Source organism: Haloarchaeobius iranensis (genome assembly GCF_900103505.1).
Taxonomy (GTDB): Archaea; Halobacteriota; Halobacteria; order Halobacteriales; family Natrialbaceae; genus Haloarchaeobius; species Haloarchaeobius iranensis.
The window spans coordinates 49,551-72,487 of sequence record NZ_FNIA01000011.1 but is presented as its reverse complement, the minus strand read 5'-3'; the positions used below and the strand labels follow the sequence as shown (position 1 = coordinate 72,487).

Here is a 22,937-nt window from a genome sequence, read left to right as displayed (position 1 = left end):
TCGCATGGACGGGAGCGCTGTCGAGTCCGATGGAGGAGCACGGCCGCGGGGTCCTCGTTCGCAGCGATGAACGAGGCAGTCCGACTGCCCGAGGAGTTCGGCGCGTTGAAGACAGGGGTGATGCTCCACGACGCGGAGACGGGGGGTATCCTCGACGTGAACGACCGACTGGAGACGCTGTTCGGCTACGATACCGCGACGCTCCGGACCATGCAGGTCGAGGACTTCACCGCGCCGACGACGAAGCTCACGCAGGCGATGGCCGTGCGGCGCATCCGGGCGGCGGCCGACGGTGACCCGCAGTCGTTCGAGTGGCAGGTCGAGCGACGGAGCGGGGAGATACTCTGGGTGTCCGTCGACCTCACCGCGGTCGGCGTCGACGGCCGCGACTGCGTGCTCGCCGAGGCCAGGGACATCACGGAGTACAAGACGCGCGAGCGCCGGCTTCGACTGCTCAACCGGGCCGTCCGGCACAACCTCCGGAACGACAGCACCGTCCTCATGGGCTACGTCGAGGAGGCCATGGAGTCCGTCGACCAGGAGCGGCTGGTGTCGGACCTCGAGACCGTCAACGACATCGCCGCCGACATCGGCTCGCTGAGCGACTCCATCGAGGAGTTCGAGGAGATCGCGGACTCGAACCGGACGGGTCGGTCGCGGACCTCGGTCAACGAGGTCGTCCGCGAGCAGGTCGTGGCGATACAGCAAGCGCATCCGGAGGCGGCGGTCCGACTCGACGAGCAGGCGGCGGTCTGGGTGCTGGCCGACGACGGCATCGACTACGCCATCGGCCACGCGCTCGAGAATGCCATCGTCCACAACGACCGGGACGCGCCCTCGGTGAAAGTGACCGTCACCAGGGACCCCGCCGGCGACCGCGGCGAGGTGCGAATCATCGACGACGGGCCGCCCATCCCCGACATCGAGGTCGACGTCCTCGACGCCTGGGAGTCCAAGACCGACACCTACCACGGCTCCGGGCTCGGGCTCTGGGTGATGCAGTGGTCCATCGACTCGCTCGGCGGCGAACTGGTGTTCGAGGAGCGGGAGCCGCGCGGCAACGTCGTCCGGATGCTGCTCCCGCTCGACGGCGAACAGGGCTGAGCGGCGGCCGCAGTCGGGTCACCCCCCGCCGGACAGCTCGGCCCAGACGCGCCACGCCGGGTCCTCCTCCGGATGTTCGACCCGCTCGCCGTCGACGTACACGCCGTCGCCGTCGCGCACGCGGCCGGCGTCGGCGACGGGCGTCCCGCGCGACTCGAGCGCCTCGACGACGGCATCGACGCCCTCGGGTCGGACGGCGACGAGGAGGCTCCCGCTGGTCGTCGCCGCCCAGGGCTCCATCTCCAGCGCGTCACAGATAGCGGCGGCCTCGTCCGAGACGGGGGTCGCAGCCGAGTCCACGTCGAGCCGGACGCCCGCCCCGGCGGCGAGTTCGACGAGCGCGCCCTGGAGCCCGCACTCGGTCGCGTCGTGCATCGCGGTGACGGGGCCGCTGGCGGCCGCCAGGAGGGCGTCCCGGACGTGCTCGGTGGTCGGGAGTCGCTCGGCCTGCCGCGCGAGCACGTCGTCGGGCAGGTCGATGTCGTCGGGGAACAGCGCGGCGAACAGCGCGGTCGCCTCCACCGCGGGCCCGTGGGTGACGAGCAGGTGGTCGCCGGGGCGTGCGCCGTCCGGGCGGACCACGTCCTCGTGGTCGCCGACGCCGAGGACGGTCGCGCCGCCGACCCAGGGGAACGAGCAGCCGGCGTAGCGGGCGGTGTGGCCGGTGAGGACGGTCGTCCCGAGGTCCGAGAGGTCGTCGGCCATCGTCTCCCAGACGGCCGCGAACTCGTCGTCGCGCAGCTCGGGGGGGAGCGAGAACGAGATGGCGAGGTGGCTCGGCGGGATGCCGGAGACGGCGACGTCCGCGAGGACGACACCGAGGGCGAATCTGGCGGCGCGCTCCCAGCCGAGGTCGGGGAGGATGGAGACCGGGTCCGTCGCGGCGACGATGGCCCGTCCACCCACGTCGAGCACGCCGAAGTCGACGCCGTGCCTGGGTCCCAGCGCCACGTCGTCGCGCTCGGCCCCGAGGTTCGGGTAGATCACGTCGTCGAAGAACGAGCGGTCGATCTTTCCGCGGTCGGTCATCGCCCCGACCTACCGGCCGCGGGTGGAAAGGCGTACCGTTCGAACCGCCGTCAGGCGTCCGCGAGTTCGTCGAACAGCGCGACCACCCGTCGCTCGACCTCCTCCCGTATCTCGGCGACCTCGTCGGGCGATCTGCCGTCGGGGTCGGGAAGGTCCCAGTCGCGGACGTCGACGCTCGTGTCGAGCGAGAGGGTCGAACAGCCCATCGTCGCGACGACGTCGCAGGAGTCGAGCTCGTCGTCGCTCACCTCCCGCGGGGTCCGCCCGGAGAGGTCGATGCCCACGTCGGCCATCGCGTCGACGACCTCCTCGTGGACGTGGTCGGCGGGGAGCGTGCCGCCGGTGACGATGGTCCAGTCGAGCTCGCGGCGCTCCCGCTCGCGCTCGGCGAACGCGGTCGCCATCTGGCTGCGTCCGGCGTTCTGGACGCAGACGAACCCGACCGTCCTCACTCGGCGACACCTCCGGAGACGGTGCCCGCGCCGTCGAGTCCGGGGTCGGCGGCCGCGAGCAGCGCCGCGGCACGGTCGGTCGGCCGGTAGTAGCGCCAGCGACCCTCCTTCCGCCGCTCGACCAGGCCGGCGTCGGTCAGCGTCGAGAGCGCGTGGCTCACCGCGCTGTCGCTCACGTCGACGAGGGGTTCGAGCTCGCAGACACAGAGCTCGCCATCGGCGGCGACGAGCAGCCGCACGATGTCGAGTCGCGTCTCCGTCGAGAGCGCGTCGAAGACGGCGGCGTCCGTCGGTGTCCGCTCGAGGCTCGCCCGGTCGCGCACGGCCTCCAGTTCGGCGACGCGGTCGTCCACGTCACCGTCGCAACAGCTCCCGCACTCGTCGGCGATGAGTCGTTCCAGGCGGTCTGTCGTGGCCATACCAACGCATGAACAACTGTTCATATGAGCGTTCGGGTGCGGGCTGGCCCCCCGGCCCTGCGGGCGCTCTGGCTTGCCGAGTGCAACGTCGTTATGGGGCTGGGAGACCTCGGTGGAGATACACAGCGGTCCCCATCCTGCCGCCGGGGAGTACAAAAAAGTACTTAAAAACGCGACGCTAACTTCAGGTTAACGCAGACAATGCAAGGTCAGAACCAGCAGCAAGCGTACGACCGGGGAATCACTATCTTCTCGCCGGACGGACGTCTCTACCAGGTCGAGTACGCACGTGAGGCCGTCAAGCGCGGCAGCGCGAGCGTCGGGATTCGAACACCGGAGGGCGTCGTCCTCGTGGCCGAGCGTCGCAGTCGCTCGCCGCTGATGGAGCGCGACTCCGTCGAGAAGCTCCACAAGATCGACGACCACGTCGGCATCGCGAGCGCCGGCCACGTCGCCGACGCGCGCCAGCTCATCGACGTGGCGCGCCGGCAGGCGCAGGTCAACCAGCTCCGCTACGACGAGACCATCGGGGTCGAGACGCTGACGAAGGCCGTCACCGACCACATCCAGCAGTACACCCAGACCGGTGGTGCGCGCCCGTTCGGCGTCGCGCTGCTCGTCGGCGGTATCGACGACGGCGAGCCCCGCCTCTTCGAGACCGACCCCTCGGGCACGCCGTACGAGTGGAAGGCCATCGCCATCGGCGGCAACCGCGAGGAGATCCAGGGCCACCTCGAGGACGAGTACTCCGACGAGCTCACGCTCCAGGGCGGCATCGACCTCGCCATCGAGGCCATGGCCGTCGGCGAGGAAGACGGCTTCCCCCCGGAGGGACTCGCCATCTCGACGGTCGAGACCGAAAGCGGTGAGTACCGGACCCTCGAACTGGACGAGATAGAGAACAGACTCGCGGAACTCGACCTCCTCACGGAGGGTGACGACGAATGATGCTCGACAACACCGACCCCTACGAACCCGAACTCGGCGCGGCCGAGTGGCGAGAACAGGCCGGCGACGAACAGAACGTCAACAAGACCGGGACGACCACCATCGGCATCGCGACCGACGAGGGCGTCCTCATCGCGACGGACCGTCGTGCCAGCCTCGGCGGCCGCTTCGTCTCGAACAAGCAGGTCGTGAAGGTCGAGGAGATCCACCCGACCGCCGCGATGACGCTCGTCGGCAGCGTCGGCGGTGCCCAGTCGTTCATCAAGTCCCTCCGTGCCGAGGTCAACCTCTACGAGACCCGCCGCGGTCAGGACATGAGCATCGAGGCGCTCGCCACGCTCGCGGGTAACTTCGCCCGCGGCGGCCCGTTCTTCGCCATCAACCCCATCCTGGGTGGCGTCGACGAGGACGGCAGCCACGTCTACTCCATCGACCCCGCCGGCGGCGTCATGAAGGACGACTACACCGTCACCGGCTCCGGGATGATGGTCGCCTACGGCCTGCTCGAGGGCGAGTGGCACGAGGACATCGAGATGGACGAGGCCCGCCGCCTCGCCGCCCGCGCCGTCGAGAGCGCGGCGGAGCGCGACACCGGCTCCGGCAACGGGCTCGTCCTCTGCGAGGTCACCGAGGAGGGCGTCGACATCACCGAGTACGACGGCTTCCCGGACGAAGACGAGCTGTAAGCGCCGGTCCCGTCTCAGTGCGGTCTTTTTCGCGTGTTCGACCGTGAGCGGCGGCTGTCGAGAGCAGCGGCCCTGCAGCCCCGGCTCGGCCACCAGCCCAGGGCGACCGTGACACGGGCGGATGGTCCCGCACCGCCCGGTACGGGCACAACTTAACACGGCGGGGATCGAACCGGCGTCCATGCCAGTGGTGCTGCCGAGCGAGATCGTCGTCGAGCGGTTCCTGCCGACGGCGCGAGCGATGCTCGTCGACGACCTCGCGGACCGGGGACTGACCCAGCGGGAGATCGCCGGCCATCTGGGGGTCACCCAGGCCGCGGTCAGCAAGTACCGGAGCGGCGAGGTGACCGTCGAGGACCGATTCAGCGAGGACGCCCGCATGGCCGCGACCGTCGAGCGTATCGGGGAGGGGCTCGCCGAGGACGAGATGGACCACTACGAGGCGCTCTCCGAACTCCTGGCGCTCGTCGAGGAGTTCGAGGACCGCGGTCCCATCTGTGCGGTCCACGAGGACGTGATGCCCGCGCTCCGCGGCGTGGGCTGTGACCTCTGTGTCCGTGGGCCGGACAGCGGCGTCCTCGACGAGCGCGCGGTCCTCGACAACGTACGGGAGGCGGTCCGCCGGCTGGCCGGTGCGCCCGCCGTCGTCGACCACGTGCCGAACGTCGGCACGAACGTGGCGATGGCGCTGCCCGAGGCCGACGAGGGCGGCGACGTCGCAGCGGTCCCGGGCCGGCTCCACGCCATCCAGGGTCGGCTCAACGTCCCCGGCAACCCGGAGTTCGGCGCGTCACAGCACGTCGCCGGGCTGGTGCTCGCCGCGACCGCGACCGACCCGGCGGTGCGGGGTGCGGTGAACCTGAAGACCTCCGAGGCCCTGCTCGCCGCCGCGCGCGACGCCGGCTACGAGCCCCTCGAGTTCGACGCGGGCTACGAGGACCGCGACGAGCACCTGCGCGAGCGCTTCGACGAAGAGGGCGTCCCCAGAGTCGCCTACCACGACGGGGACTACGGCGTCGAGCCCATCCTGTACGTGCTCGGTGCGGACGCGGCCGACGCGGTCTCGCTCGCCGTCGACCTCTGTGCCGCGGCCGAGGCGTAATCAGCCGAGCCGGTGTCGTTCCTCGGCCCAGTCGCCGAGAACGTCGAGCGCCGCGCGCTCGTTCCGTGACACCGCGTCTCCGGTCCCGAGTTCCTCGCTCTCGAAGGCGTTGACGACGGCGAGGTCCGCTCCCGTACAGGCGTCGAGCACCGGGGCCGGATCGCCGGCGGCCTGCGCCGGGATGGTCGCGTCGTTGACGAAGACGGCCCGCGGCGACGGCGCGGCGTCGAGGAGCGTCCTGGCGCGCTCGGCGTTCGACCGGGCGAGCGTGAGCGCCTCGTCCCCGTCACGGCCGTCGGTTCGCGGTGCGTGTGCGTCGAGTACACCGACCCAGCAGCCGTCGGGTGGCCGGTAGAACCGGTCGAGCCGTCCGCCGAGCAGCCGGCCGTCGCGCTCGACCTCGGGTGCGAAGTCGAGGACGACGACGCCGTCCGGTCCACGGTCGGCGACCCAGCGCGCGAGCGTCGCGGCGGTCGTCCGGGTCTTGCCGCTGTTCGACGGGCCGACGACGAGGTGGCGGCCCGAGTCGACGGGGAGCGGCTCCGCGCCGGCGAGGGGGTCGGTCTGCGTCACGCGTCGCTCGCCCGCGTCCGGGCGGTCGCGCGCTCGTGGACGAACCGTGCTCCGAGCGCGAGGGTCGCCAGGGACAGTACCACAGCGAACACCCCCGCGAGCAGCGTCCCTGGGTCGCCGAGCAGCCCGAGCGGTTCGCTGGCGTACGGCGAGAGCGTCGAGCGGACCCACGAGCCGGCAGTGACGGCCGTGACAGCGAGCAGGACGACGCCCCCCACGCTCGCGAGGACCGGCGGTCGCTCGGCGACCGTCCCCGGGTCGTGCAGCAGGTAGAGGACGAGCGCGATGGCGAAGGGCGTGCCGACGAGCCCGAACGCGAGCACGAGCACGAGTAGTTCGAGGACGTTCCCGCCGAGTGCCGGGCCGAGTGCGGCGGCGAGTGCGGTGACGGCGACGGCGGCCCGGTAGCGGGTGCCGTCGCGGTCCCAGCCCAGCTTGTCCGCGAGTGCGTACGGCGGCACGGTGGTGTTCCCGCCGAGCGTCGAGACGGCCGCACCGAGCAGGCCGGCGAGGAACAGCGACTCGGCGAGCCCGCCGACGGCCGGGCCGAGCGCCGTCGCCGCCGTGGTCGTCGTCAGGTCCGCGAGCGGGACCGGCCCCTGGTGGAAGACGCTCGCGGCGACGAGGAAGATGGCCAGCGAGTAGACACCGAAGGCGACGCCCATCGAGGCGACCACGTCGAAGCGTGCGAGGTCCCAGTCCTCGCTGGTCCAGCCGCGCTCGCGCATCGTGTAGCTCTGCATCGTGACGAGCGTGACGTGGACCGCGCCGCCGAGGATGCCCGCGGCGACGAGGGCGGTGTCGGCCGTCGGGAGCGAGGGCACCGTGCCCCCCGCCGCCGCGCCGAGGTCGACAGGGACGACGGCCAGCGAGCCGACGAACGCGAGCACGACGAGCGAGACGACGACCTTCGCGGCGAGTTCGGCCGCCCGGTAGCCGCCGCCGACGAGCCCGGCTGCGAGGACGACGGCCCAGACGACGCCCCATATCGTCGCGTCGATGCCGGTCGCCAGCTCGGTCACGTCCGCGACGGTCTTCATGATGACCAGCTGGGCGAGGCCCGCGGCGACGACGACATCGACGACGAGCAGCCACGCCCACCGGTTGCCCAGGTTCGCCTCGACCGTCGAGACCAGCCCCTCGCCGGTCAGGACGCCCAGCCGCGCCGCGAGGTACTGTGCGGTCGCGCCGAGCACCGCGGAGAGCAGGACCACCCACAGTAGCTCGTAGCCGTGCCCCGCGCCCGCGCCGAGCAGGCTCGCCATCGTGGCCGGCCCGGCGGCGATCGCCCCGGCCAGCCACGTCGGTCCCATCGAACGAATGCGTGCCCCGAGTTCCATGTGCTCGGAGTCGCTACCGCACGGACAAGAGTGTTTTCACTCGGTGGTACCACCCGGATGTTCGGGTCGTCGTCCGGGAAAAGCCTATAACGGGACGTGTCGAACCGCCGCGCATGAACGAGCGTCGCATCGTCGTCGCGAGCCTCGCGGTCGCCGTCCTCCTGGCCGGGGTGACGACGCTCGCGACGGGCCAGCCGACGGTGTTCGCCCGGACGCCCCTCGGCGTCGCCATCTACGCCTTCGTCGGCGTCGCCGTCCCCCAGCACGTCGTCGCGATGCGGACCGGCTCGGAGGTCCGCCTCGGCTTCGCCGGCATCGCCGGCATGGGTGCGCTGGCCGCCGTCATGGCCGGCTACGCACGCGGCGGCGTCAACGAGGCGTGGTCGGTCGGCTTCGCGAGCCTGCTCATGGCCATCGTCTTCGGTAGCATCATCGGCAGCGTCGTGCGCGAGTTCCGCGCGGGCTACCGCGCCGGGACCGCCGAGGGCTCGCGCTGAGGCCGTTCTCGTGACCGCGTCGCCCGCGTGCCGAGCGACAGCGCTCGCTCGCCAGCCGTCCCATCACCGATTTGTACTACCAGCTAATACATCCCTGGTATGGACCACGACACGACACGCGAGCGACGGCCGGCAGCCGACGCAAGACCCGTCGCACTGACGGTCGCCGGCAGCGACTCGGGCGGCGGCGCCGGCATCCAGGCGGACCTCGCGACGATGGGCGCACACGGGGCGTGGGGCACCAGCGCGCTGACGAGCGTCACGGCACAGCACACCCGCGGCGTCGACTCGACGCACGTCCTCCCTCCCGACGAGGTCGCCGCGCAGGTCGACGCCGTCTTCGACGACTTCGACGTTCGAGCGGTGAAGACCGGGATGCTCGCCACCGCGCCGGTCATCGAGACCGTCCACGAGCGACTCGCCGCACGGGACGTGCCCGTCGTCGTCGACCCCGTGATGGTCGCGACCTCCGGCGACCGACTGCTCGACCGCGAGGCCGAGTCGGCCTACGAGGACCTGGTCTCGGACGCGACCCTCGTCACGCCCAACGCGGACGAGGCGGCCGTGCTCACCGGAACCGAGCCGACGGACACCGGGAGCGCGTGCGACGCCGGCGCGGACATCGTCGCGATGGGGGCCGACGCCGCGCTCGTGAAGGGCGGCCACATCGACACCGACGGCGTCGTCGACGTGCTCGTCACCGCGGACGACGCCATCGCCTTCGAGCACCCCCGCGTCGCCGACGCCGCGACCCACGGCTCCGGTTGCACGCTCTCGGCCGCGGTCGCCGCCAACCTCGCGACCGGCGACGACCTCACCGACGCCGTCGAGGCTGCCGTCGACTTCGTCGCGCGGGCAATCCGCTACCACGCCGACGTGGGCGCGAACGGCGCGGTGAACCACCACGTGGCGCTTCGGAACCGGGCCGCCGCCCGCGAGACCATCGCCGACATCGAGCGCGTCGTCGACGACCTCGTCGCCGCCGACGCGAGCGCTCTGATTCCCGAGGTCGGCACCAACGTCGTCGGCGCGCTCCCGTTCGCCGAATCCGTGGACGAGACGGTCGCCGTCGACGGCCGGGTCGCCAGCGTCCACGACGGCGTCCGCCCCACCGGCGGCGTGCGCTTCGGCGCGTCCAGCCACGTCGCCCGGTTCCTGCTCTCGGCCCGCGAGTACGACCCGGCCCTCCGCTTCGCCTGCAACTGTCGGTTCGACGAGTCGGTCGCGGATGCCGTCGAGGAGCTCGACTGGCCCAGCGCCACCTACGACCGCAGCGAGGAGCCCGCCGACGCGAGCACGATGGACTGGGCCGGCCGGTCGACGTTCGGCGCGGCCGACGAGACGCCCGTCGCCGTCCTCGACCACGGCGCCCACGGGAAGGAGCCGATCTGCAAGCTGGTGGCCCCGGATGCAGGGACGCTCTCGAAGCGGGTGCTGGCACTGCTGGACGTCGTCGAGGGGTGAGATTCGGGTCGAACCGCGGACTGAATTTTCTACGTGGCGCGCGGCTGGCGAGACGCGCGACCGCCAGGGAGCGTGTCGAGCCATCCGCGTGAGGGATGAGCGAGGGAGCCTGCGACCGAGCGAATCGGCTGGGGAGGTGCGTGGTGCGGTTCGGGGTGGGGACCCTGTACGGCGAACCCTGACGACGCAAGCACCGGAACAGAGTGAGGAGTGTGCTTCGAGAGAGCTTCGCTCTCTCGTCATCACCGGAAATCTGCGATTTCCGGTTAACAGCCAGAAAGCCCCGCTTTCTTGCGACAGCACGAAAGACGCCCCGGCGTCTTTCGAACGACAGCGAATCGTGGGAGTCGAGACGGCCGGAGCTTTCTGGCTGTTGGTATCGACGGTAATTCCAACGACTGGCGGGCCGTTTTCGTCACTACCGGTCACGAGCCATCGACGAGAAAACAAGCGCCCTATACCGAGGTCAGGCCGTGTGCACGGTGATGGTCTGCTTCCGGTCGATGGCCTGCTCCAGCTCCTCCGCGATGGCCGACCCCCGGGAGACCTGCACTTCCCCGCCACGCCCGACGGTCGCGGTGAACAGATACTCGCCGCCGGCGCGGACCTCGACCGTCTCACCGGTGTGGCCGTCGACGGGCACGATGACGTGCCGCGACGTGATTTCGGGCGTGACGAGCTGGCCCTTCTCCTCCGCACCCGACCCGCCACCGCTTCCACTCGAACCACCCGAACCGCCGGTCCGGTAGTTCGGGTTCTCGTCGTGGGTGCGGACGTCGATGTCGATGCCGAGGCGGTCCTCGACGTCGGTGATGCGGCCGCCGCCCTTGCCGATGACGGCGGAGATGTCGTCGTCGTCGACGTAGACGACGGCGGTGTTCTGGCCCTTCAGCTCGACGGAGACGTGGCCGCGGGCGATGGAGCGGATCTCCCGTTCGATCTCCTGCTTGGCGATGCGGTCGACGCCGGAGTCCTCGCTCCCCTCGTCGTCGGTGAGCGGGACGGTGACGACCTGCCGGTTGAACGTGTAGATCTCGTACTCGGGGCGGCCGGTCTCGAAGTCGGTGATCTGGATGACTGGACGGGCGAGGTCCTCGGCGGTGAGGCCGGAGGGCACCTTCACCTCGGTCCGGACGTCGTACACCTTCGCTATCTGGCCGGCCTCGATGTAGACGACGGTGTCGACGACCTGCGGTATCATGCCGAGCTCGACGCGGCCGACGAGGCGCTGGAGCGCGTCGATGGCGCGGGTGGCGTGGACGACGCCGATCATGCCGACGCCGGCGAGGCGCATGTCCGCGAACACCTCGAAGTCGTCGGTCTTCCTGACCTCGTCGTAGATGGTGTAGTCGGGCCGGACCATCAGCAGCGCGTCGGCGGTGTTGGCCATCTCCCCGTCGAGCTCGGTGTACTGCGTGATCTCGGGTCCGACCTGGAGGTCGCGGGGCTTCTCCATCGTCTTGACGGAGTAGTCGTTGTCCGCGATGAACCGGGCGACCGCCTGTGCGAAGGTGGACTTCCCGGCCCCGGGCGCGCCGGAGATGAGGACACCGCGCTGCTGTTCGAGGAGGCGCTCGCGCAGCTCGTCGGCGTGCTCGTAGTCGTCGATGTCGGTCTGTGCGATGGGCCGGACCGCGGTGATCTCGATGCCGTCCGAGAACGGCGGCCGGGCGACGGCGATGCGGTAGTCGCGGAACTGGACGATGTCCATGCCGTTCCGCGAGAGCTCGAGGAAGCCGTCGCGTGACTCCTTGGCGGCGTTGACGACCTCGGTGGCGTACTCGTCCATCGTCTCGTCGGAGAGCGGCTCGTCGGCGACCTCGACGTAGTGCATGTCGCCGAGCGCGCCGCGTTTGGCCATCGGGGCCGCGCCGGCGCGCAGGTGGACGCTCATCGTCTCGTCGTCGAAGTAGTTCTGCACCTGCAGCCGGTCGATCTCGGTCTCGCCGCGGACCTCGGCGGAGACGAACGCCACGTCGAGGCCCTTCGCCTTCGCGACCTCCGCCTGGACCACGTCGCTCGTGAGGAACGTGGCGGCCAGTTCCGCGGCGAGGTCGCGGATGAGCGCGTCGATTTCGCCCTCGGCGGCGTGGCCACGCTCGACCGCGTCGGGGCGCTCGCCGACGTACTCGAGCTCGATGGTCCCGGCGTCGGCGAGGTCGGCGAGGCGCTGGAGCTCCTCCAGGCCGTCCCACCCCGTGTCGAACCCCTCGTTTGCCTGCGATTCCAGCTCCGCGACGACGGCTTCGGGGACCTGTATGGTGGCCCCCTCGTACTCGCCGTCGTCGACCTTGGCGGACACGCGGCCGTCGATGACCACGCTCGTGTCCGGTACGACGTTCATACCTGCAGTAGGGCCGTGGCGGTTGATAAGGGGCCGGGTCCCGTGTGCAGTGTTCGAGTGTGACTGGGAGGGCTGTGGCGTCCCCGGCGGACGCTCCATCGACCCCGCTTTCGGCTGCACCACGTCCGGCGTACTGGTGATGGGAGCTTACAGCCATGTGAACGTCGGGTGGCCGCGGGGCCCACACTCCACGCACTCCACTCGGGACCCTCGGCTGTCGTCTGCATTTATCTCCTCGGGGAACGTAACTGGTCGCTATGAGTACAGTACCGGCGCGATTCCCCGGGGTGGGTCAGCAGTGAAGCTCGTGATGATCGGCTTCGGCCAGGCGGGCGGGAAGGTCGTCGACCGGTTCGTCGAGTTCGACCGGCAGACCCGGGGGAAGACCGTCCGTGCGGCCATCGCGGTGAACACGGCGACGGCCGACCTCCGCGGGCTGCAGCACATCCCGAAGGACAAGCAGGTCCTCGTCGGCCAGACCAGGGTGAAAGGACACGGCGTCGGCGCGGACAACGAACTCGGCGCGGAGGTCGCCGAGGAGGACGTCGAGGAGATACAGGCCGCGCTCGACGACGTGCCCGTCCACGAGGTCGACGCGTTCATGATCGTCGCCGGACTCGGCGGCGGCACCGGCTCGGGCGGCGCGCCGGTGCTGGCGAAGCACCTGAAGCGACTGTACGAGGAACCCGTCTACGGGCTGGGCATCCTGCCGGGCTCGGACGAGGGTGGGCTGTACACGCTGAACGCGGCGCGGTCGTTCCAGACGTTCGTCCGCGAGGTGGACAACCTCATCGTCTTCGACAACGAGTCGTGGCGGCACACCGGCGAGTCGCTGGGCGAGGGCTACGCGGACATCAACGAGGAGCTGGTGCGTCGGCTCGCGGTGCTGTTCGGCGCGGGCGAGGTCGACGAGGGCGGCGCGGTCGGCGAGTCGGTCGTCGACGCCTCGGAGATCATCAACACGCTCGGCAGCGGCGGCGTCTCGACCATCGGCTACGCCATCGACCACGTCGAGTGCGAGAAGGGCGGGCTGTTCTCCAGGTTCTCGACGAAGGAGCTGGACGAGACCGACACGACGAACCGTATCACCTCGCTCGTCCGGAAGGCCGCCCTCGGCCGCCTCACGCTGCCCTGCGAGCTGAACGGCGTGGAACGGGGGTTACTCGTCGTGGCCGGGCCGCCGGACTACCTCAACCGGAAGGGCATCGAGCACGGCCGGCGGTGGCTGGAGGAGCAGACCGGCTCGATGGAGATCCGCGGCGGGGACTACCCGCTGCCGGACGAGCACTCGGTCGCCTGCGTGGTGCTGCTGTCGGGCGTGACCGACGTGCCACGCATCAAGGGGCTCCAGCAGGTCGCCATCGAGGCGATGGAGAACCTGGAGGAGATCCGCTCGCAGTCCGACGCGAACCTGGAGGCGCTGCTGGACGACGGCGACGAGGAGCTGACGCCGCTGTTCTAAACCTTCTCGTTGCTGGGGATGACGCGCTCGTCGCCGCGTCCGGCGTCGATGCGACTGCTCAACCCCCAGCCGAAGACGATGATGCCGAAGACGAAGAGCCCCGTCGCGGCCAGAATGTAGGGTAACGGGGGTGTGCCGAACCCGAAGAACGGTCCCTTCGCGATGTACCAGCCGGAGCCGAGCGAGACGACGAGCCCCAGCAGCATCACGGTGGTACTCAGATACGCAGCCATACCCGCCGGTTATCGGCCAATAGATTAAAGTTAACCAATAGTTTCCTCCACTAGACAGTAGGTTGAAAAGATATAATCTAAGAATTTTAAAACGAACGTCGGGGAGATCATCGAAGAGCGAACCGGCGGGGCCATCAGCCTGCTGGACCCGTCACGGACGCCCGTCGTGGGTGGTTCGTCCGGAAGCCTCAGTCCTGGATCGAGATGTGGTGGTCGTCCTCGCCCTCCATCATGGGGAGGTGAACTTCGAGGACGCCGTTGCGGTAGGTCGCCTGGATCTCCTCGGCGACGATGTCACCGGGGATGTGGACGCGCTCGCTGCTGCGGCGCGACTGGTGCATCGAGACGAACTCCGAGTCGTGGTCGACCTCGGTTGCGGCGTCGACGTGGAGGACGCCGTTCCGGAGGGTGAGCTCGATGTCCTCGCGCTCGAAGCCGGGCAGGTCCATCACGAACACGTAGTTGCCGTCACGCTCGGTGAGGCTGGTCGCGCTGGCGCCGTCGGTCGTGAGGCCGGCCTCGTGTCCGGACTCGAGCTGGGATGGCATGCCGTGGGGGGTCATGCCCATCCAGTTCGTTCGCATCTCGTCGAACATCTGGTCCATCTGGTCGAACATGCTGTCCATGTCGTCGAAGGTTCTGATTGCCATACCAGCAGTACGAGATATGAGTAGATAAACACGTATGGACAGCAGCTAGCACGCGTCTGCTGCCCGAACTCTGGATTTTGCTGAGGGTTATGCACTATCGCCGACCGTTTCTGCGGCGTCGCGGAACAGCCCGTCGAGTATCTCCGGCGTGGTCGGGTGGAACGCCCGGTCGGGCAGCTCGCGCACGTCGAGCCCGAGCTCGACGACGACCTGCATCGTCTTCGCCATCGCGTCAGCGTGGTAGTGCAGGCCCTGGTAGCCGAGCACCGTGCCGTCGGGCCCGACGACGAGCGCGGCACGGCCTTCGGGGACGTCCTTCGTCCTGAACACGCCGTCGTCGCTGGCCTGACGGGTGACCGCGACGTGGTCGATACCTGCCGCTTCGGCGCTTGCCGCCGAGTGGCCGACGCGAGCGTAGGGGTAGACGCCGAGGCCGGAGAAGACGACGTGATGGTGCACGTTCTCGTACGGCTCCAGCGGGTCGCCGCGGCTGTGGGCGAGGATGTTCTCGGCGGCCACGAAGCCCTGCTCCTTGGCGACGTGGAGGATCGGCTCCTTGCCGTTGGCGTCGCCGACGACGAACACGCGGTCGTCGTCGCGGGCCTGCATCGTGTCGTCGACCCAGCCGTCCCCGGGGACCAGCCCCGTCGCTTCGAGCCCGAGACGGTCGAGGTTCGGCCGCCGGCCGGTGAAGAGGAACAGCTCGTCGGCCTCGTGGACCGTTTCCTCGCCGTCGCGCTCGACGTGGAGCCGAACCCCGCCGTCGTCGGTGGCTTCGAGCCGTTGCTCCCGTGTGTGGCGAAGGATGTCCACGTCGAAGTTCTCCTCGTAGAGGTCCGCGAGCGTGTCGCCGAAGGCGGGGTCGGCCTCGTCGAGGGGGCGGGCGTCGTGCTCGACGACGGTCAGCGCGGTGTCACCGGCTTCGGCGACGTAGGGGACGAGTTCCATGCCGACGTAGCCGAAGCCCATGACGAGCGCGGAGTCCGGGAACGACCGCGAGTCGAGCACGTCCGCGCTGGTCCGGAAGTCGACCTCGTCGATACCGGGCAGGTCGGGGACGTTCACCGTCGACCCGGTTGCGACGACGACGTAGTCGGCGTCGACGTCGCGGTCACCGACGGCGAGCGTGCGGTCGTCGACGAACGTCGCGGTGTCGCGCAGGAACTCGACGTTCTCGCGCTCGGCGAGATCGTGGACGGCCGCCCGTCGGTGCTCGGCGAAGCCGGCGACGTGCTCGTCCTTCGTGTCGACGACGGCGTCGAGGTCGACTGCGGGGAGCTCGCCGGCGAGCCGGTCGTCGTGTCTGGCCTGGAACCGGTGTGCGCCCGCGGAGAGCACCTCCTTCGACGGCATGCAGCCACGGAGGATGCAGAGCCCGCCGCCGGGCTCGCCGTCGTCGATCAGCGTGAGTTCGACTCCCGGTTCGTCGGCCAGCTCGCCGGCGACCGCGACGCCGGCGCTCCCGTACGCACCGACGATAGCGACGTGTGTCATGTGCGCTCCTCGGAGGGGGACGTCAAAAGGAGTTCGCCAACCGTGTGCGCCCGCCGCACTCGCGTCGGCCGCTCAATCCTCGAACAGGTGGGAGTGCTCGTCGAGCGCGGGCACGCCGGTCGCCCGGGCGTGGCGGACGATGTGGACGTCGTAGGTGTCGTCGGCGGCGACGCTGTGGCCGACGCTCCGGAGCGTGGTGAGCATCCGGCCGGCGTTCTCGCTCCCGACGAAGACGACCGTGGCGTCGAGTCTCCGTGCCTCGCGGCGGATCTTCGAGGCGATGGTCCCCGGCGACGCGTACCGGTCCGCGAGGACGTACTCGAACTCCGCCTCGGGGGCGATGGTGTCCACGGTCTCCGCGACGCGATCGAGTATCGCCTGCAGCTCGAAGCTCTCGTCGGGGTCGAGCCAGTCGCGCTCCCTGGCGTAGCTCGGGTTCCTCGGGACGACGGTGACGGCGACGACGCGTTCGCCGGTCAGACTGGCGTAGGACTGCGCACGGTCGAGAGCGACGCGGGCGAGGCGCCGGTCGTCGAACGGCACGACGTAGGTCATACCCGATGCTTGGTACCGGGCCACATTAAACAGGCGACACCGCTCTCAGATTCCGACGATGGCGGCCCGCCGTCAGCGCGAGATGTCCTCGGTGCGGTCGGCGACGATGGCGTCGACCTCGGACTTGCTGACGGTGGCCACGTCGCCCGGGATGGTCCGCTTGAGCGCGGCGGTCGCGGTGGCGTACTTCAGCGCGCGCCCCACGTCGTCGCCGGAGAGCCGCCGGGCGAGGAACGCGCCGGTGAAGGCGTCGCCGGAGCCGATGGGGTCGTGGGTGTCGGTCTCGAAGGCCTCCTGCTCGTGGACGACGTTGTCGTGGATGGCGACCGCGCCGTGTGCCCCGCGGGTGACGACGACGGTCCGGAACTCGTACTCGGAGGCGAGATGGTGGGCGAGCTGGGTCGGCTCCCCGTCGTAGTCGAGCACGGCCTCGGCGTCCTTCGCCGCGATGACGAGCACGTCGATGGCCGGGAACAGCCGCGTGATAGTGTTCCGGGCCGCCTCGGGCTCCCAGAGCTTGCGCCGGTAGTTCACGTCGAAGGCGACCATCGTCCCGGCGTTTCGGGCGACGCTCAGCATGTTGACGGTCGTCTCGCGCATCTGCTCGGAGAGCGCGGGCGTGATCCCCGTCGTGTAGAAGGCGGTCGCGTTGCGGACCCGGTCGAGGTTGAACTCCTCGGCGGCGGCGGTGGAGAACTCGGAGTCGGCACGGTCGTAGACGACGTTCGTCCCGCGTGGCTTGCCGGCGTGTTCGAGGTAGTACGCCCCCGGACGGCCCTCCTCCGCCCACACCACGTCGGTCGTGATGTCGTGCTGGCGGATGCCGTTCGCGATGCGTCGGCCCGGCGACGTGTCCGGCAGCTTCGACAGCCAGGACGCCTTCGCACCCAGTCGCTCGGCCGCGATGGCGGTGTTGGACTCCGCGCCGGCGGCGTGGACCGCCAGCTCCCCGGTCGTCTCCAGCCGCTCGTTCCCCGGCGGTGACAGTCGCAGCATGGACTCGCCGAACGTCACGAGGTCGTCGCTCATCTGTACGCTCCCGGCGTCGCCGCCGACTGGCTCGCAGCACTCATGTACGGCCGAACGGACGGCACCGGTATAAGTGTCCCCACCGCACACGGGCGACGGGTATCGAATCGAAAACCAGGGGACGCGCCGTCAGCCCGACAGACGCGCCTCGTCCTCGCGCTCGCCCAGGGACACGTCGTAGCCGAACCCCTGAGCGACGGCGACGTTCGTCTCGACGTGGTCGGTGGCCGCCGGCAGCCGGACGCGCCCGCCGCCGACGGCCAGCGGGAGGACGAGCTGGTCGCCGGTGTGGGAGTCGACGACGCCCGGCCCGTCGTGGAAGTCGAGCGCGTCGGCCGCCGCCGCCTCGCCCACGTCCTCGGCCGGGCGGCCGGGTTCTCCCAGGGCGGTGAAGCCGGCGACGCTCTGCTCGTAGTCGAGGACGACGAGGACGCTGGAGCCCGTCGAGGGGGCGTCGACGCTGGTGACGGCCCGTTCCCGGACCGGCGCGTCGACGGCCGCCCGCACGGCGGCGGTCGCCGCGGTCGCCTGCCGCTCGTCCACGTCGGCGTCGGCGAGGTCGTCGGTGGCGACCGACAGCACGCGGACGCCCTCGAGTGCGCCCCGGTCGGTGAGCGACAGCGCCCGCGGCTCGCCCGGCGCGACGCGGAGCGTCGCCTCGCCGCCGCCCTCGGGGTAGAAGCCCCGCCGGAGCGGTTCGACGGCGGCGTGCAGGCCGGCACGGCGCGCGAGCGGGAGCCGGACCCGCTCGTAGTAGTCGAGCGTCGGGGACCAGGCAACGTCCGTCCCGCCGGTGGCGGTCACCGACATCGGTCCGTCGAGCGCCGCCGAGAGCGGAAGCAGCGTCTCGAAGACGAGCGTGACGGCCCCTGCCGTCCCCACCTCGACGGTGTGCTCGCCCGGCTCCGGCTCGCCCGGGTCGAAGACGACCGTCTCGCTCCCCAGCTCGTCGCCCTCGACCGTGGCATCGCAGACGGCCGCGATGGCCTGGAGGCCGGCGAGGTGCTGGTGTTTGAGTCCGGGGTCCGGCCTGTCGCCACGGACGCGCTCGACCCGGACCGGCTCGCCCCGAACCGCCGCCAGCGAGAGCGCCGAGCGGAGCACCTGGCCGCCGCCGTCGCCGCCGTCGATGGTCCGCATCGCTACCCCCCGTGCCCCGGGTAGTCCCGTTCGAAGCGCGCCTCGATCTCGTCGGCGGGGAACGAGACGAGCGTCGGGCGGCCGTGCGGGCAGGCCCACGGGTTCTCGCAGTCGTCGAGCGCGGCGAGCAGGTCGACCACGGAGCCCTCGGTGAGCGAGGTGTTGCCCGTGATGGAGGGGTAGCACGCGAGGTCGGCGACGAACTCGTCCGCCAGCTCGTCGACGGTCCCCTCCCCGTCGGCCCCCTCGGCGACGAAGCCGGCGAGCACGTCCCGGAGGTCCGCGGGGTCGAGCGTCTTCCGGAACACCGCGGGGACGGCCGTCACGGCGACCGTCCGGTCGCCCGTGCGCTCCGCCCGGAAGCCGAGCGCCGAGAGCGCCTCGCGGTAGTCCGGGAACGCGGCCGCCTCGCCCGCCGTGAGCTCCAGTTCGACCGGCTCGGCGAGCGCCTGGGCGGTCGCGCCCTCCTCGAACCGCGCGCGGAGCCGCTCGTAGTTGACGCGCTCGTCGGCGGCGTGCTGGTCGACGAGCACCAGCCCGTCCGGCGACGAGGCGACGAAGTACGTGTCGCGGTACTGCCCCAGCACCTCCAGGCGGGGGAGCGCGTCGTAGTCCGTCGTCTCGGTGGCGTCATCCCCGGTGAGCGTGGCCTGGGTGCGCTCGCCGCCGAACTTGCGGTCGTCACCGCCGGCAGCCGTCGCCGGCCCCGCGTGGTCGCTCGACGACGGCGGGTCCGGCCAGCCGCCCGAGGCCCGCGAGTCCCCCGGCCCGAACTCGCCGAGGTCGGTGGGGCGCTCCCGTCGCTCGGTGGTGCCCCAGTCCGACGACCCGGCCGTCGACGACGCGTCGCCCTCGTCGGTCGAGGGTGACGGCTCGGCCGCGCTCGACCCGGCCGTCGAGGGTGCCTCGGTGTCGGCGGCCGCCGTCGCAGACCCGTCGTCGTCCGCCGACGTCGACGCCTCGCTATCCGCGGTCGACGGTGACGCCGGCTCGTCGGGCGCCGACGACCCGTCAGCCGGCGACCGCGTGGGATTCCGGGTGTCACGAGCCGCGGTGTCCCCGGCGCTCGCGGCCGCCTCGGCGGTCTCCGAGCCCGTCGTCCCGGCGTCGTCTGTCTGTCCCGCCGCAGGCTCCGGCCGCACGTCCGCCTCGGCCGCCTTCGACTTCCCGCGGGGGGCCGACGACCGCAGGAGACCGGCGTCGAGCAGCGCGTCCTCGACGGCGTCGTGGACCTGCCGACGGACCCCCGCCTCGTCGGAGAACCGCACCTCCATCTTGCGCGGGTGGACGTTCACGTCGACCTGCCCGGGGTCGACCGAGAGCTCCAGCACGACGAACGGGTAGCGGTCGCTCGCCAGCTGGCCGTCGTAGGCCGACAGCACCGCGTCCCGGACCAGCTTCGAGCTGACGTAGCGGCCGTTGACGAACGTCGAGACGTACTCGCGGGTGCTCCGGGTCGTCTCGGGGTGTGAGACCAGTCCGGCGACGGCGTCGAGCGGCCCGTCGTCGAGCTCCCGAGCCTCGACGGACTCCATCGCCTGGGCGACCTCCCTCCCGTAGACGCTGAGGACCGCCGAGCGCAGGTCGCCCTGGCCGGTCGTCGCGAACACCTCCCGGTCGTCGTGGGAGAGCGAGACCGCCACGTCTGGGTTCGCCAGCGCGTAGCGGGTCACCACGCGGTTGACGTGGCTGAACTCCGTGGCCCGGGTCTTGAGGTACTTCTTCCGGGCTGGCGTGTTGAAGAACAGCTCCCCGACCTCGATGGTCGTCCCCGCCGGTCGCCCCACGGGCTCGACCGACTGGACCTCGCCGCCCTCGTAGACGAGTTCGGTGCCCTCGGCGGGGCCATCATCGGGGTCCCGTGGCTTGGTCCGGATGGTGGTTCTGGAGACCGCCCCGATGGTGTGCAGCGCCTCCCCCCGGAAGCCGAGCGTGCCGACGCCGCCTTCGAGGTCGTCGATGTCGCGTATCTTGCTCGTCGTGTGCTCCTGGACGGCGGCGCGCACGTCCGCCTCGGTCATCCCGACGCCGTCGTCCGCGACCGTCACGCCGTCGACGCCGCCGTTCTCCACGGCCACGTCGACCCGGGTCGCGTCGGCGTCGAGGCTGTTCTCGACGAGCTCCTTCACCACCGACGCCGGGCGCTCGACGACCTCGCCGGCGGCGATGCGCTCGACCGTCGCCTGGTCGAGCCTCCGGATGTCCGTATCGGGCATGTGCGTCGGGTCGGCTGCTATCGCAATACGTGCTGTGGTCCGGGGGAAGACACTTACCGGCGGCTACGGAACCGGCGCGTATGTCGCCCGACTCGCCCTCCACCGCCAGCGTCGGCCGGCGCGCCCTCCTCGCCTCGGCGTCCGCTGCCGGCGTCGCGGCACTCGCCGGCTGTTCGACCGTCGACGGCCTGCTCGACGACGGCGTCGAGCCGCCCGAGCGCCGCGTCCCGGCCGACTGGAGACCCACACCGGGGGACTGGCCGACCGAGTACTACGGCTACGCCCGGACCCACCACAACCCGTTCGCGTCGCCGCCACGGAGCGAGCCGACCGTCGACTGGGAGGTCGACGCCGGCGGCCCCGTCGCCTCGATGGTCGTCGCCGACGGGCTGGTGTTCGTCTGGAACGATATCGACGGCGTCGTGCTCGCACTCGATACCGAGACGGGCGACGAGCAGTGGCGAGCGTCGATGCCCGGTGACGCCGGGCGGCTCCAGTACGTCGCCGGACGACTCTACGCCGGAAGCGACGATCGGCTCACAGCGTTGACCGCCGACGGGGAGGAACAGTGGTCGACCGACCTGTCCGACAGCGGCGTCTGGGCGTCCTTCCTCGTCGAACGCGAGGGCTGGGTTTTCGTCTTCCCTTCGGACGGGCCAGTACGCCTGCACGCCGACACCGGCGAAATCGTCGAACGGAGCGACGACGCCCTCTACGCGACCACGACCGCCGGCGGGTCGCTGTACGGCGGGCGCTCGACGTTCCGGGCCTGCGACGTCGACGACGGGGGGCTCGACGAGCGCTGGACGGCCGACTACGACGGCTACGAGACCTACGGCGCGCCCGCGGTCGCCGACGGGCTCGTCTACCGGGGGACAAACACGCTCTCGCCGTCCGACTCGGAGCCACGGGGCCGGCTCTCGGTGTACGGCGCGAGCGACGGGGCCGAGGTCGCGACCGTCCCGTTCCAGCGGACGCCACAGACCCCGGCGGTCGCCGACGGCACCGTCTACGTCGCCACTTCGGGGGTTCGGGCGAGTAACATCGGGAGAGAGGGCCTGCTCGCCGCGGTCGGCCACGACGGCGAGGTACGGTGGCGGTTCGACCCCGCGGCGGGCCTCCGTACGCCGGTCGTCGCCGACGGCACCGTCTACACCGGACCGTTCCGGGCATCCGGCGCCCCGCTCGTCGCGCTCGACGCCCAGTCGGGAGACGAGCTTTGGCGACGCGACCTCGGCCCGTCAGACCCGGAAATCGCCGTCGCGGACGGGACGCTGTACATCGCTGCTGGGAGCAAGGTGGTCGCGTTGCGGGACTGACGACGCGTCGGCGCTACTCCACCGCGCAGGTCCCCGAGTAGGACACGTCGTCCAGCGACCGCACGGTCGGCTGGTCGCCGCAGACCGGGCAGTCGGGGTTCTTCGCGACGGGCACCTCGTCGGTGGTCATGTCGGCGGCGTCGTAGACGAGCATCCGGTCGTCGAGCGGGTCGCCGACCGGCACGAAGTGCTTGACGGCCTCGGTGGCCATGATGCCGCCGACGACGCCCGGGAGCACGCCCAGGACGCCGGTCGTGGCACAGTCCGGCACCGTGCCGGGTTCGGGTGCCTCGGGGAAGACGCAGCGGTAGCAGGGGCCGCCGGGGAGGTACGTCGTCGCCTGGCCCTCGAACCGGTAGATTGCGCCGTGGACGAACGGGGTCCCGTCGATGACGCAGGCGTCGTTGACGACGTACCGTGTCGGGAAGTTGTCCGAGCCGTCGACGACGAGGTCGTAGTCGGCGACGAGGTCGGTGACGGTGTCGGCGTCGAGCCGGAGCTCGTGGCGGTCGACCGTGACGTCCGGGTTCAGCCCGGTGACGAACTCGGCGGCGCTGTCGACCTTCGGGCGGCCGACGTCGGCGTCGCCGTGGACGACCTGCCGCTGGAGGTTCGACCGCTCGACCGTGTCGTCGTCGACGATGCCGACCCGCCCGACGCCGGCGGCGGCGAGGTACGCGAGCACGGGCGAACCGAGCCCGCCGGCACCGACACAGCACACCGAGGCGTCGAGCAGGTTCGCCTGCCCGTCGGGACCGACCTCGTCCATGATGACGTGCCGGGAGTAGCGGTCCAGCTGGGTCGGCGAGAGCGAGAGGTCGGTCATGAAGGGTGGTTCGGGCCGGCAGTGAAAAACTCTCACGCTCGGCCGGGCGGCGGTG

22 protein-coding genes are annotated in these 22,937 nt (G+C 70.9%); 8 read left to right on the top strand and 14 right to left on the bottom strand.

Going from position 1 to position 22,937, the window contains the following annotated elements; translation table 11 throughout:
* Positions 1-66 precede the first annotated feature (66 nt).
* Positions 67-1,104: a sensor histidine kinase gene (locus BLT27_RS11155; RefSeq protein WP_089733871.1), complete on the top strand. Its 1,038-nt coding sequence runs from the start codon at positions 67-69 to the stop codon at positions 1,102-1,104.
* 18 nt (positions 1,105-1,122) lie between these two features.
* On the opposite strand, the gene BLT27_RS11150 is transcribed toward BLT27_RS11155, so the two are convergent.
* From BLT27_RS11150 to BLT27_RS11140, 3 genes are read right to left on the bottom strand one after another with little or no spacing between them, the layout of a single operon-like run.
* Positions 1,123-2,133 (bottom strand): AIR synthase family protein, encoded by a 1,011-nt coding sequence (locus BLT27_RS11150; protein WP_089733869.1) that lies wholly within the window; start codon positions 2,131-2,133, stop codon positions 1,123-1,125.
* Positions 2,134-2,183: 50 nt separating this feature from the next.
* Entirely contained in the window at positions 2,184-2,585 is a 402-nt protein-coding gene (locus tag BLT27_RS11145; protein ID WP_281241457.1) for a low molecular weight phosphatase family protein, read from the bottom strand.
* Entirely contained in the window at positions 2,582-3,004 is a 423-nt protein-coding gene (locus BLT27_RS11140; RefSeq protein WP_089733867.1) for an ArsR/SmtB family transcription factor, read from the bottom strand. The genes BLT27_RS11145 and BLT27_RS11140 overlap by 4 nt, the downstream gene beginning before the upstream one ends.
* Before the next feature lie 201 nt (positions 3,005-3,205).
* On the opposite strand from BLT27_RS11140, the gene psmA reads away from it, so the two are divergent.
* From psmA to BLT27_RS11125, 3 genes are all read left to right on the top strand, one after another.
* Positions 3,206-3,952 (top strand): archaeal proteasome endopeptidase complex subunit alpha, encoded by a 747-nt coding sequence (psmA, locus tag BLT27_RS11135; protein ID WP_089733865.1) that lies wholly within the window; start codon positions 3,206-3,208, stop codon positions 3,950-3,952.
* Positions 3,949-4,638 (top strand): archaeal proteasome endopeptidase complex subunit beta, encoded by a 690-nt coding sequence (gene psmB / locus BLT27_RS11130; protein ID WP_089733863.1) that lies wholly within the window; start codon positions 3,949-3,951, stop codon positions 4,636-4,638. The genes psmA and psmB overlap by 4 nt, the downstream gene beginning before the upstream one ends.
* Positions 4,639-4,819: 181 nt before the next feature.
* The gene (locus tag BLT27_RS11125) at positions 4,820-5,740 is read left to right on the top strand and encodes a thiamine-phosphate synthase family protein (protein WP_089733862.1); all 921 of its coding nucleotides are present in this window, start codon (positions 4,820-4,822) and stop codon (positions 5,738-5,740) included.
* Here the strand turns inward: BLT27_RS11125 and BLT27_RS11120 are convergent, their stop codons facing one another.
* Complete coding sequence (locus tag BLT27_RS11120; RefSeq protein WP_089733860.1) at positions 5,741-6,313, bottom strand: hypothetical protein; 573 nt, start codon at positions 6,311-6,313, stop codon at positions 5,741-5,743.
* Entirely contained in the window at positions 6,310-7,653 is a 1,344-nt protein-coding gene (locus tag BLT27_RS11115) for an NRAMP family divalent metal transporter (protein ID WP_217639135.1), read from the bottom strand. Before BLT27_RS11115 ends, BLT27_RS11120 begins: the two co-directional genes overlap by 4 nt.
* A gap of 113 nt (positions 7,654-7,766) precedes the next feature.
* Here BLT27_RS11115 and BLT27_RS11110 point away from each other — a divergent pair, with 113 nt between their 5' ends.
* The gene (locus BLT27_RS11110) at positions 7,767-8,150 is read left to right on the top strand and encodes a hypothetical protein (protein ID WP_089733858.1); all 384 of its coding nucleotides are present in this window, start codon (positions 7,767-7,769) and stop codon (positions 8,148-8,150) included.
* A gap of 99 nt (positions 8,151-8,249) precedes the next feature.
* Positions 8,250-9,614 carry a bifunctional hydroxymethylpyrimidine kinase/phosphomethylpyrimidine kinase gene (thiD, locus tag BLT27_RS11105; RefSeq protein ID WP_089733856.1) on the top strand — a complete coding sequence of 455 codons (1,365 nt, stop codon included), beginning with the start codon at positions 8,250-8,252 and terminating at the stop codon, positions 9,612-9,614.
* A 466-nt stretch (positions 9,615-10,080) separates the two neighbouring features.
* Here the strand turns inward: thiD and BLT27_RS11100 are convergent, their stop codons facing one another.
* Positions 10,081-11,958, bottom strand: a complete 1,878-nt coding sequence (locus BLT27_RS11100) for a PINc/VapC family ATPase (protein ID WP_089733855.1) — start codon at positions 11,956-11,958, stop codon at positions 10,081-10,083.
* 310 nt (positions 11,959-12,268) lie between these two features.
* On the opposite strand from BLT27_RS11100, the gene BLT27_RS11095 reads away from it, so the two are divergent.
* A complete protein-coding gene (locus BLT27_RS11095) occupies positions 12,269-13,420 on the top strand; it encodes a tubulin/FtsZ family protein (protein WP_089733853.1) in 1,152 nt (383 codons plus the stop codon).
* Here the strand turns inward: BLT27_RS11095 and BLT27_RS11090 are convergent.
* From BLT27_RS11090 to mutL, 7 genes are all read right to left on the bottom strand, one after another.
* Positions 13,417-13,653, bottom strand: a complete 237-nt coding sequence (locus BLT27_RS11090; RefSeq protein WP_089733851.1) for a DUF8132 family protein — start codon at positions 13,651-13,653, stop codon at positions 13,417-13,419. The genes BLT27_RS11095 and BLT27_RS11090 overlap by 4 nt on opposite strands.
* A 188-nt stretch (positions 13,654-13,841) precedes the next feature.
* Positions 13,842-14,303: an Hsp20/alpha crystallin family protein gene (locus BLT27_RS11085; protein WP_089733849.1), complete on the bottom strand. Its 462-nt coding sequence runs from the start codon at positions 14,301-14,303 to the stop codon at positions 13,842-13,844.
* An 87-nt stretch (positions 14,304-14,390) separates the two neighbouring features.
* Positions 14,391-15,797: a dihydrolipoyl dehydrogenase family protein gene (locus BLT27_RS11080; protein WP_089733847.1), complete on the bottom strand. Its 1,407-nt coding sequence runs from the start codon at positions 15,795-15,797 to the stop codon at positions 14,391-14,393.
* A gap of 72 nt (positions 15,798-15,869) precedes the next feature.
* Complete coding sequence (locus BLT27_RS11075; RefSeq protein WP_089733845.1) at positions 15,870-16,352, bottom strand: universal stress protein; 483 nt, start codon at positions 16,350-16,352, stop codon at positions 15,870-15,872.
* 72 nt (positions 16,353-16,424) lie between these two features.
* Positions 16,425-17,381: a bifunctional 2-dehydro-3-deoxygluconokinase/2-dehydro-3-deoxygalactonokinase gene (gene kdgK1 / locus BLT27_RS11070; protein WP_089733843.1), complete on the bottom strand. Its 957-nt coding sequence runs from the start codon at positions 17,379-17,381 to the stop codon at positions 16,425-16,427.
* Between the two features lie 129 nt (positions 17,382-17,510).
* The gene (rtcA, locus tag BLT27_RS11065) at positions 17,511-18,521 is read right to left on the bottom strand and encodes an RNA 3'-terminal phosphate cyclase (protein ID WP_089733841.1); all 1,011 of its coding nucleotides are present in this window, start codon (positions 18,519-18,521) and stop codon (positions 17,511-17,513) included.
* Between the two features lie 2 nt (positions 18,522-18,523).
* Positions 18,524-20,737: a DNA mismatch repair endonuclease MutL gene (mutL, locus tag BLT27_RS11060; protein ID WP_089733839.1), complete on the bottom strand. Its 2,214-nt coding sequence runs from the start codon at positions 20,735-20,737 to the stop codon at positions 18,524-18,526.
* 80 nt (positions 20,738-20,817) lie between these two features.
* Between mutL and BLT27_RS11055 the strand changes: the two genes are divergently transcribed.
* The gene (locus BLT27_RS11055) at positions 20,818-22,056 is read left to right on the top strand and encodes an outer membrane protein assembly factor BamB family protein (protein ID WP_089733837.1); all 1,239 of its coding nucleotides are present in this window, start codon (positions 20,818-20,820) and stop codon (positions 22,054-22,056) included.
* A gap of 13 nt (positions 22,057-22,069) precedes the next feature.
* Here the strand turns inward: BLT27_RS11055 and ubaA are convergent, their stop codons facing one another.
* Positions 22,070-22,882: an SAMP-activating enzyme E1 gene (ubaA, locus tag BLT27_RS11050; protein WP_089733835.1), complete on the bottom strand. Its 813-nt coding sequence runs from the start codon at positions 22,880-22,882 to the stop codon at positions 22,070-22,072.
* Between the last annotated feature and the right edge of the window lie 55 nt (positions 22,883-22,937).

What these genes read in the sequence shown, in the direction of transcription:
- BLT27_RS11100 (WP_089733855.1), bottom strand. Translation starts at nt 11,958, where the DNA reads ATGAACGTCGTACCGGACACGAGCGTGGTCATCGACGGCCGCGTGTCC.
- psmB (WP_089733863.1), top strand. Translation starts at nt 3,949, where the DNA reads ATGATGCTCGACAACACCGACCCCTACGAACCCGAACTCGGCGCGGCC.
- BLT27_RS11150 (WP_089733869.1), bottom strand. Translation starts at nt 2,133, where the DNA reads ATGACCGACCGCGGAAAGATCGACCGCTCGTTCTTCGACGACGTGATC.
- BLT27_RS11080 (WP_089733847.1), bottom strand. Translation starts at nt 15,797, where the DNA reads ATGACACACGTCGCTATCGTCGGTGCGTACGGGAGCGCCGGCGTCGCG.
- BLT27_RS11125 (WP_089733862.1), top strand. Translation starts at nt 4,820, where the DNA reads ATGCCAGTGGTGCTGCCGAGCGAGATCGTCGTCGAGCGGTTCCTGCCG.
- thiD (WP_089733856.1), top strand. Translation starts at nt 8,250, where the DNA reads ATGGACCACGACACGACACGCGAGCGACGGCCGGCAGCCGACGCAAGA.
- BLT27_RS11115 (WP_217639135.1), bottom strand. Translation starts at nt 7,653, where the DNA reads ATGGAACTCGGGGCACGCATTCGTTCGATGGGACCGACGTGGCTGGCC.
- BLT27_RS11055 (WP_089733837.1), top strand. Translation starts at nt 20,818, where the DNA reads ATGTCGCCCGACTCGCCCTCCACCGCCAGCGTCGGCCGGCGCGCCCTC.
- BLT27_RS11155 (WP_089733871.1), top strand. Translation starts at nt 67, where the DNA reads ATGAACGAGGCAGTCCGACTGCCCGAGGAGTTCGGCGCGTTGAAGACA.
- BLT27_RS11075 (WP_089733845.1), bottom strand. Translation starts at nt 16,352, where the DNA reads ATGACCTACGTCGTGCCGTTCGACGACCGGCGCCTCGCCCGCGTCGCT.
- kdgK1 (WP_089733843.1), bottom strand. Translation starts at nt 17,381, where the DNA reads ATGAGCGACGACCTCGTGACGTTCGGCGAGTCCATGCTGCGACTGTCA.
- ubaA (WP_089733835.1), bottom strand. Translation starts at nt 22,882, where the DNA reads ATGACCGACCTCTCGCTCTCGCCGACCCAGCTGGACCGCTACTCCCGG.
- rtcA (WP_089733841.1), bottom strand. Translation starts at nt 18,521, where the DNA reads ATGCGGACCATCGACGGCGGCGACGGCGGCGGCCAGGTGCTCCGCTCG.
- BLT27_RS11140 (WP_089733867.1), bottom strand. Translation starts at nt 3,004, where the DNA reads ATGGCCACGACAGACCGCCTGGAACGACTCATCGCCGACGAGTGCGGG.
- BLT27_RS11110 (WP_089733858.1), top strand. Translation starts at nt 7,767, where the DNA reads ATGAACGAGCGTCGCATCGTCGTCGCGAGCCTCGCGGTCGCCGTCCTC.
- BLT27_RS11085 (WP_089733849.1), bottom strand. Translation starts at nt 14,303, where the DNA reads ATGGCAATCAGAACCTTCGACGACATGGACAGCATGTTCGACCAGATG.
- BLT27_RS11090 (WP_089733851.1), bottom strand. Translation starts at nt 13,653, where the DNA reads ATGGCTGCGTATCTGAGTACCACCGTGATGCTGCTGGGGCTCGTCGTC.
- mutL (WP_089733839.1), bottom strand. Translation starts at nt 20,737, where the DNA reads ATGCCCGATACGGACATCCGGAGGCTCGACCAGGCGACGGTCGAGCGC.
- psmA (WP_089733865.1), top strand. Translation starts at nt 3,206, where the DNA reads ATGCAAGGTCAGAACCAGCAGCAAGCGTACGACCGGGGAATCACTATC.
- BLT27_RS11095 (WP_089733853.1), top strand. Translation starts at nt 12,269, where the DNA reads ATGATCGGCTTCGGCCAGGCGGGCGGGAAGGTCGTCGACCGGTTCGTC.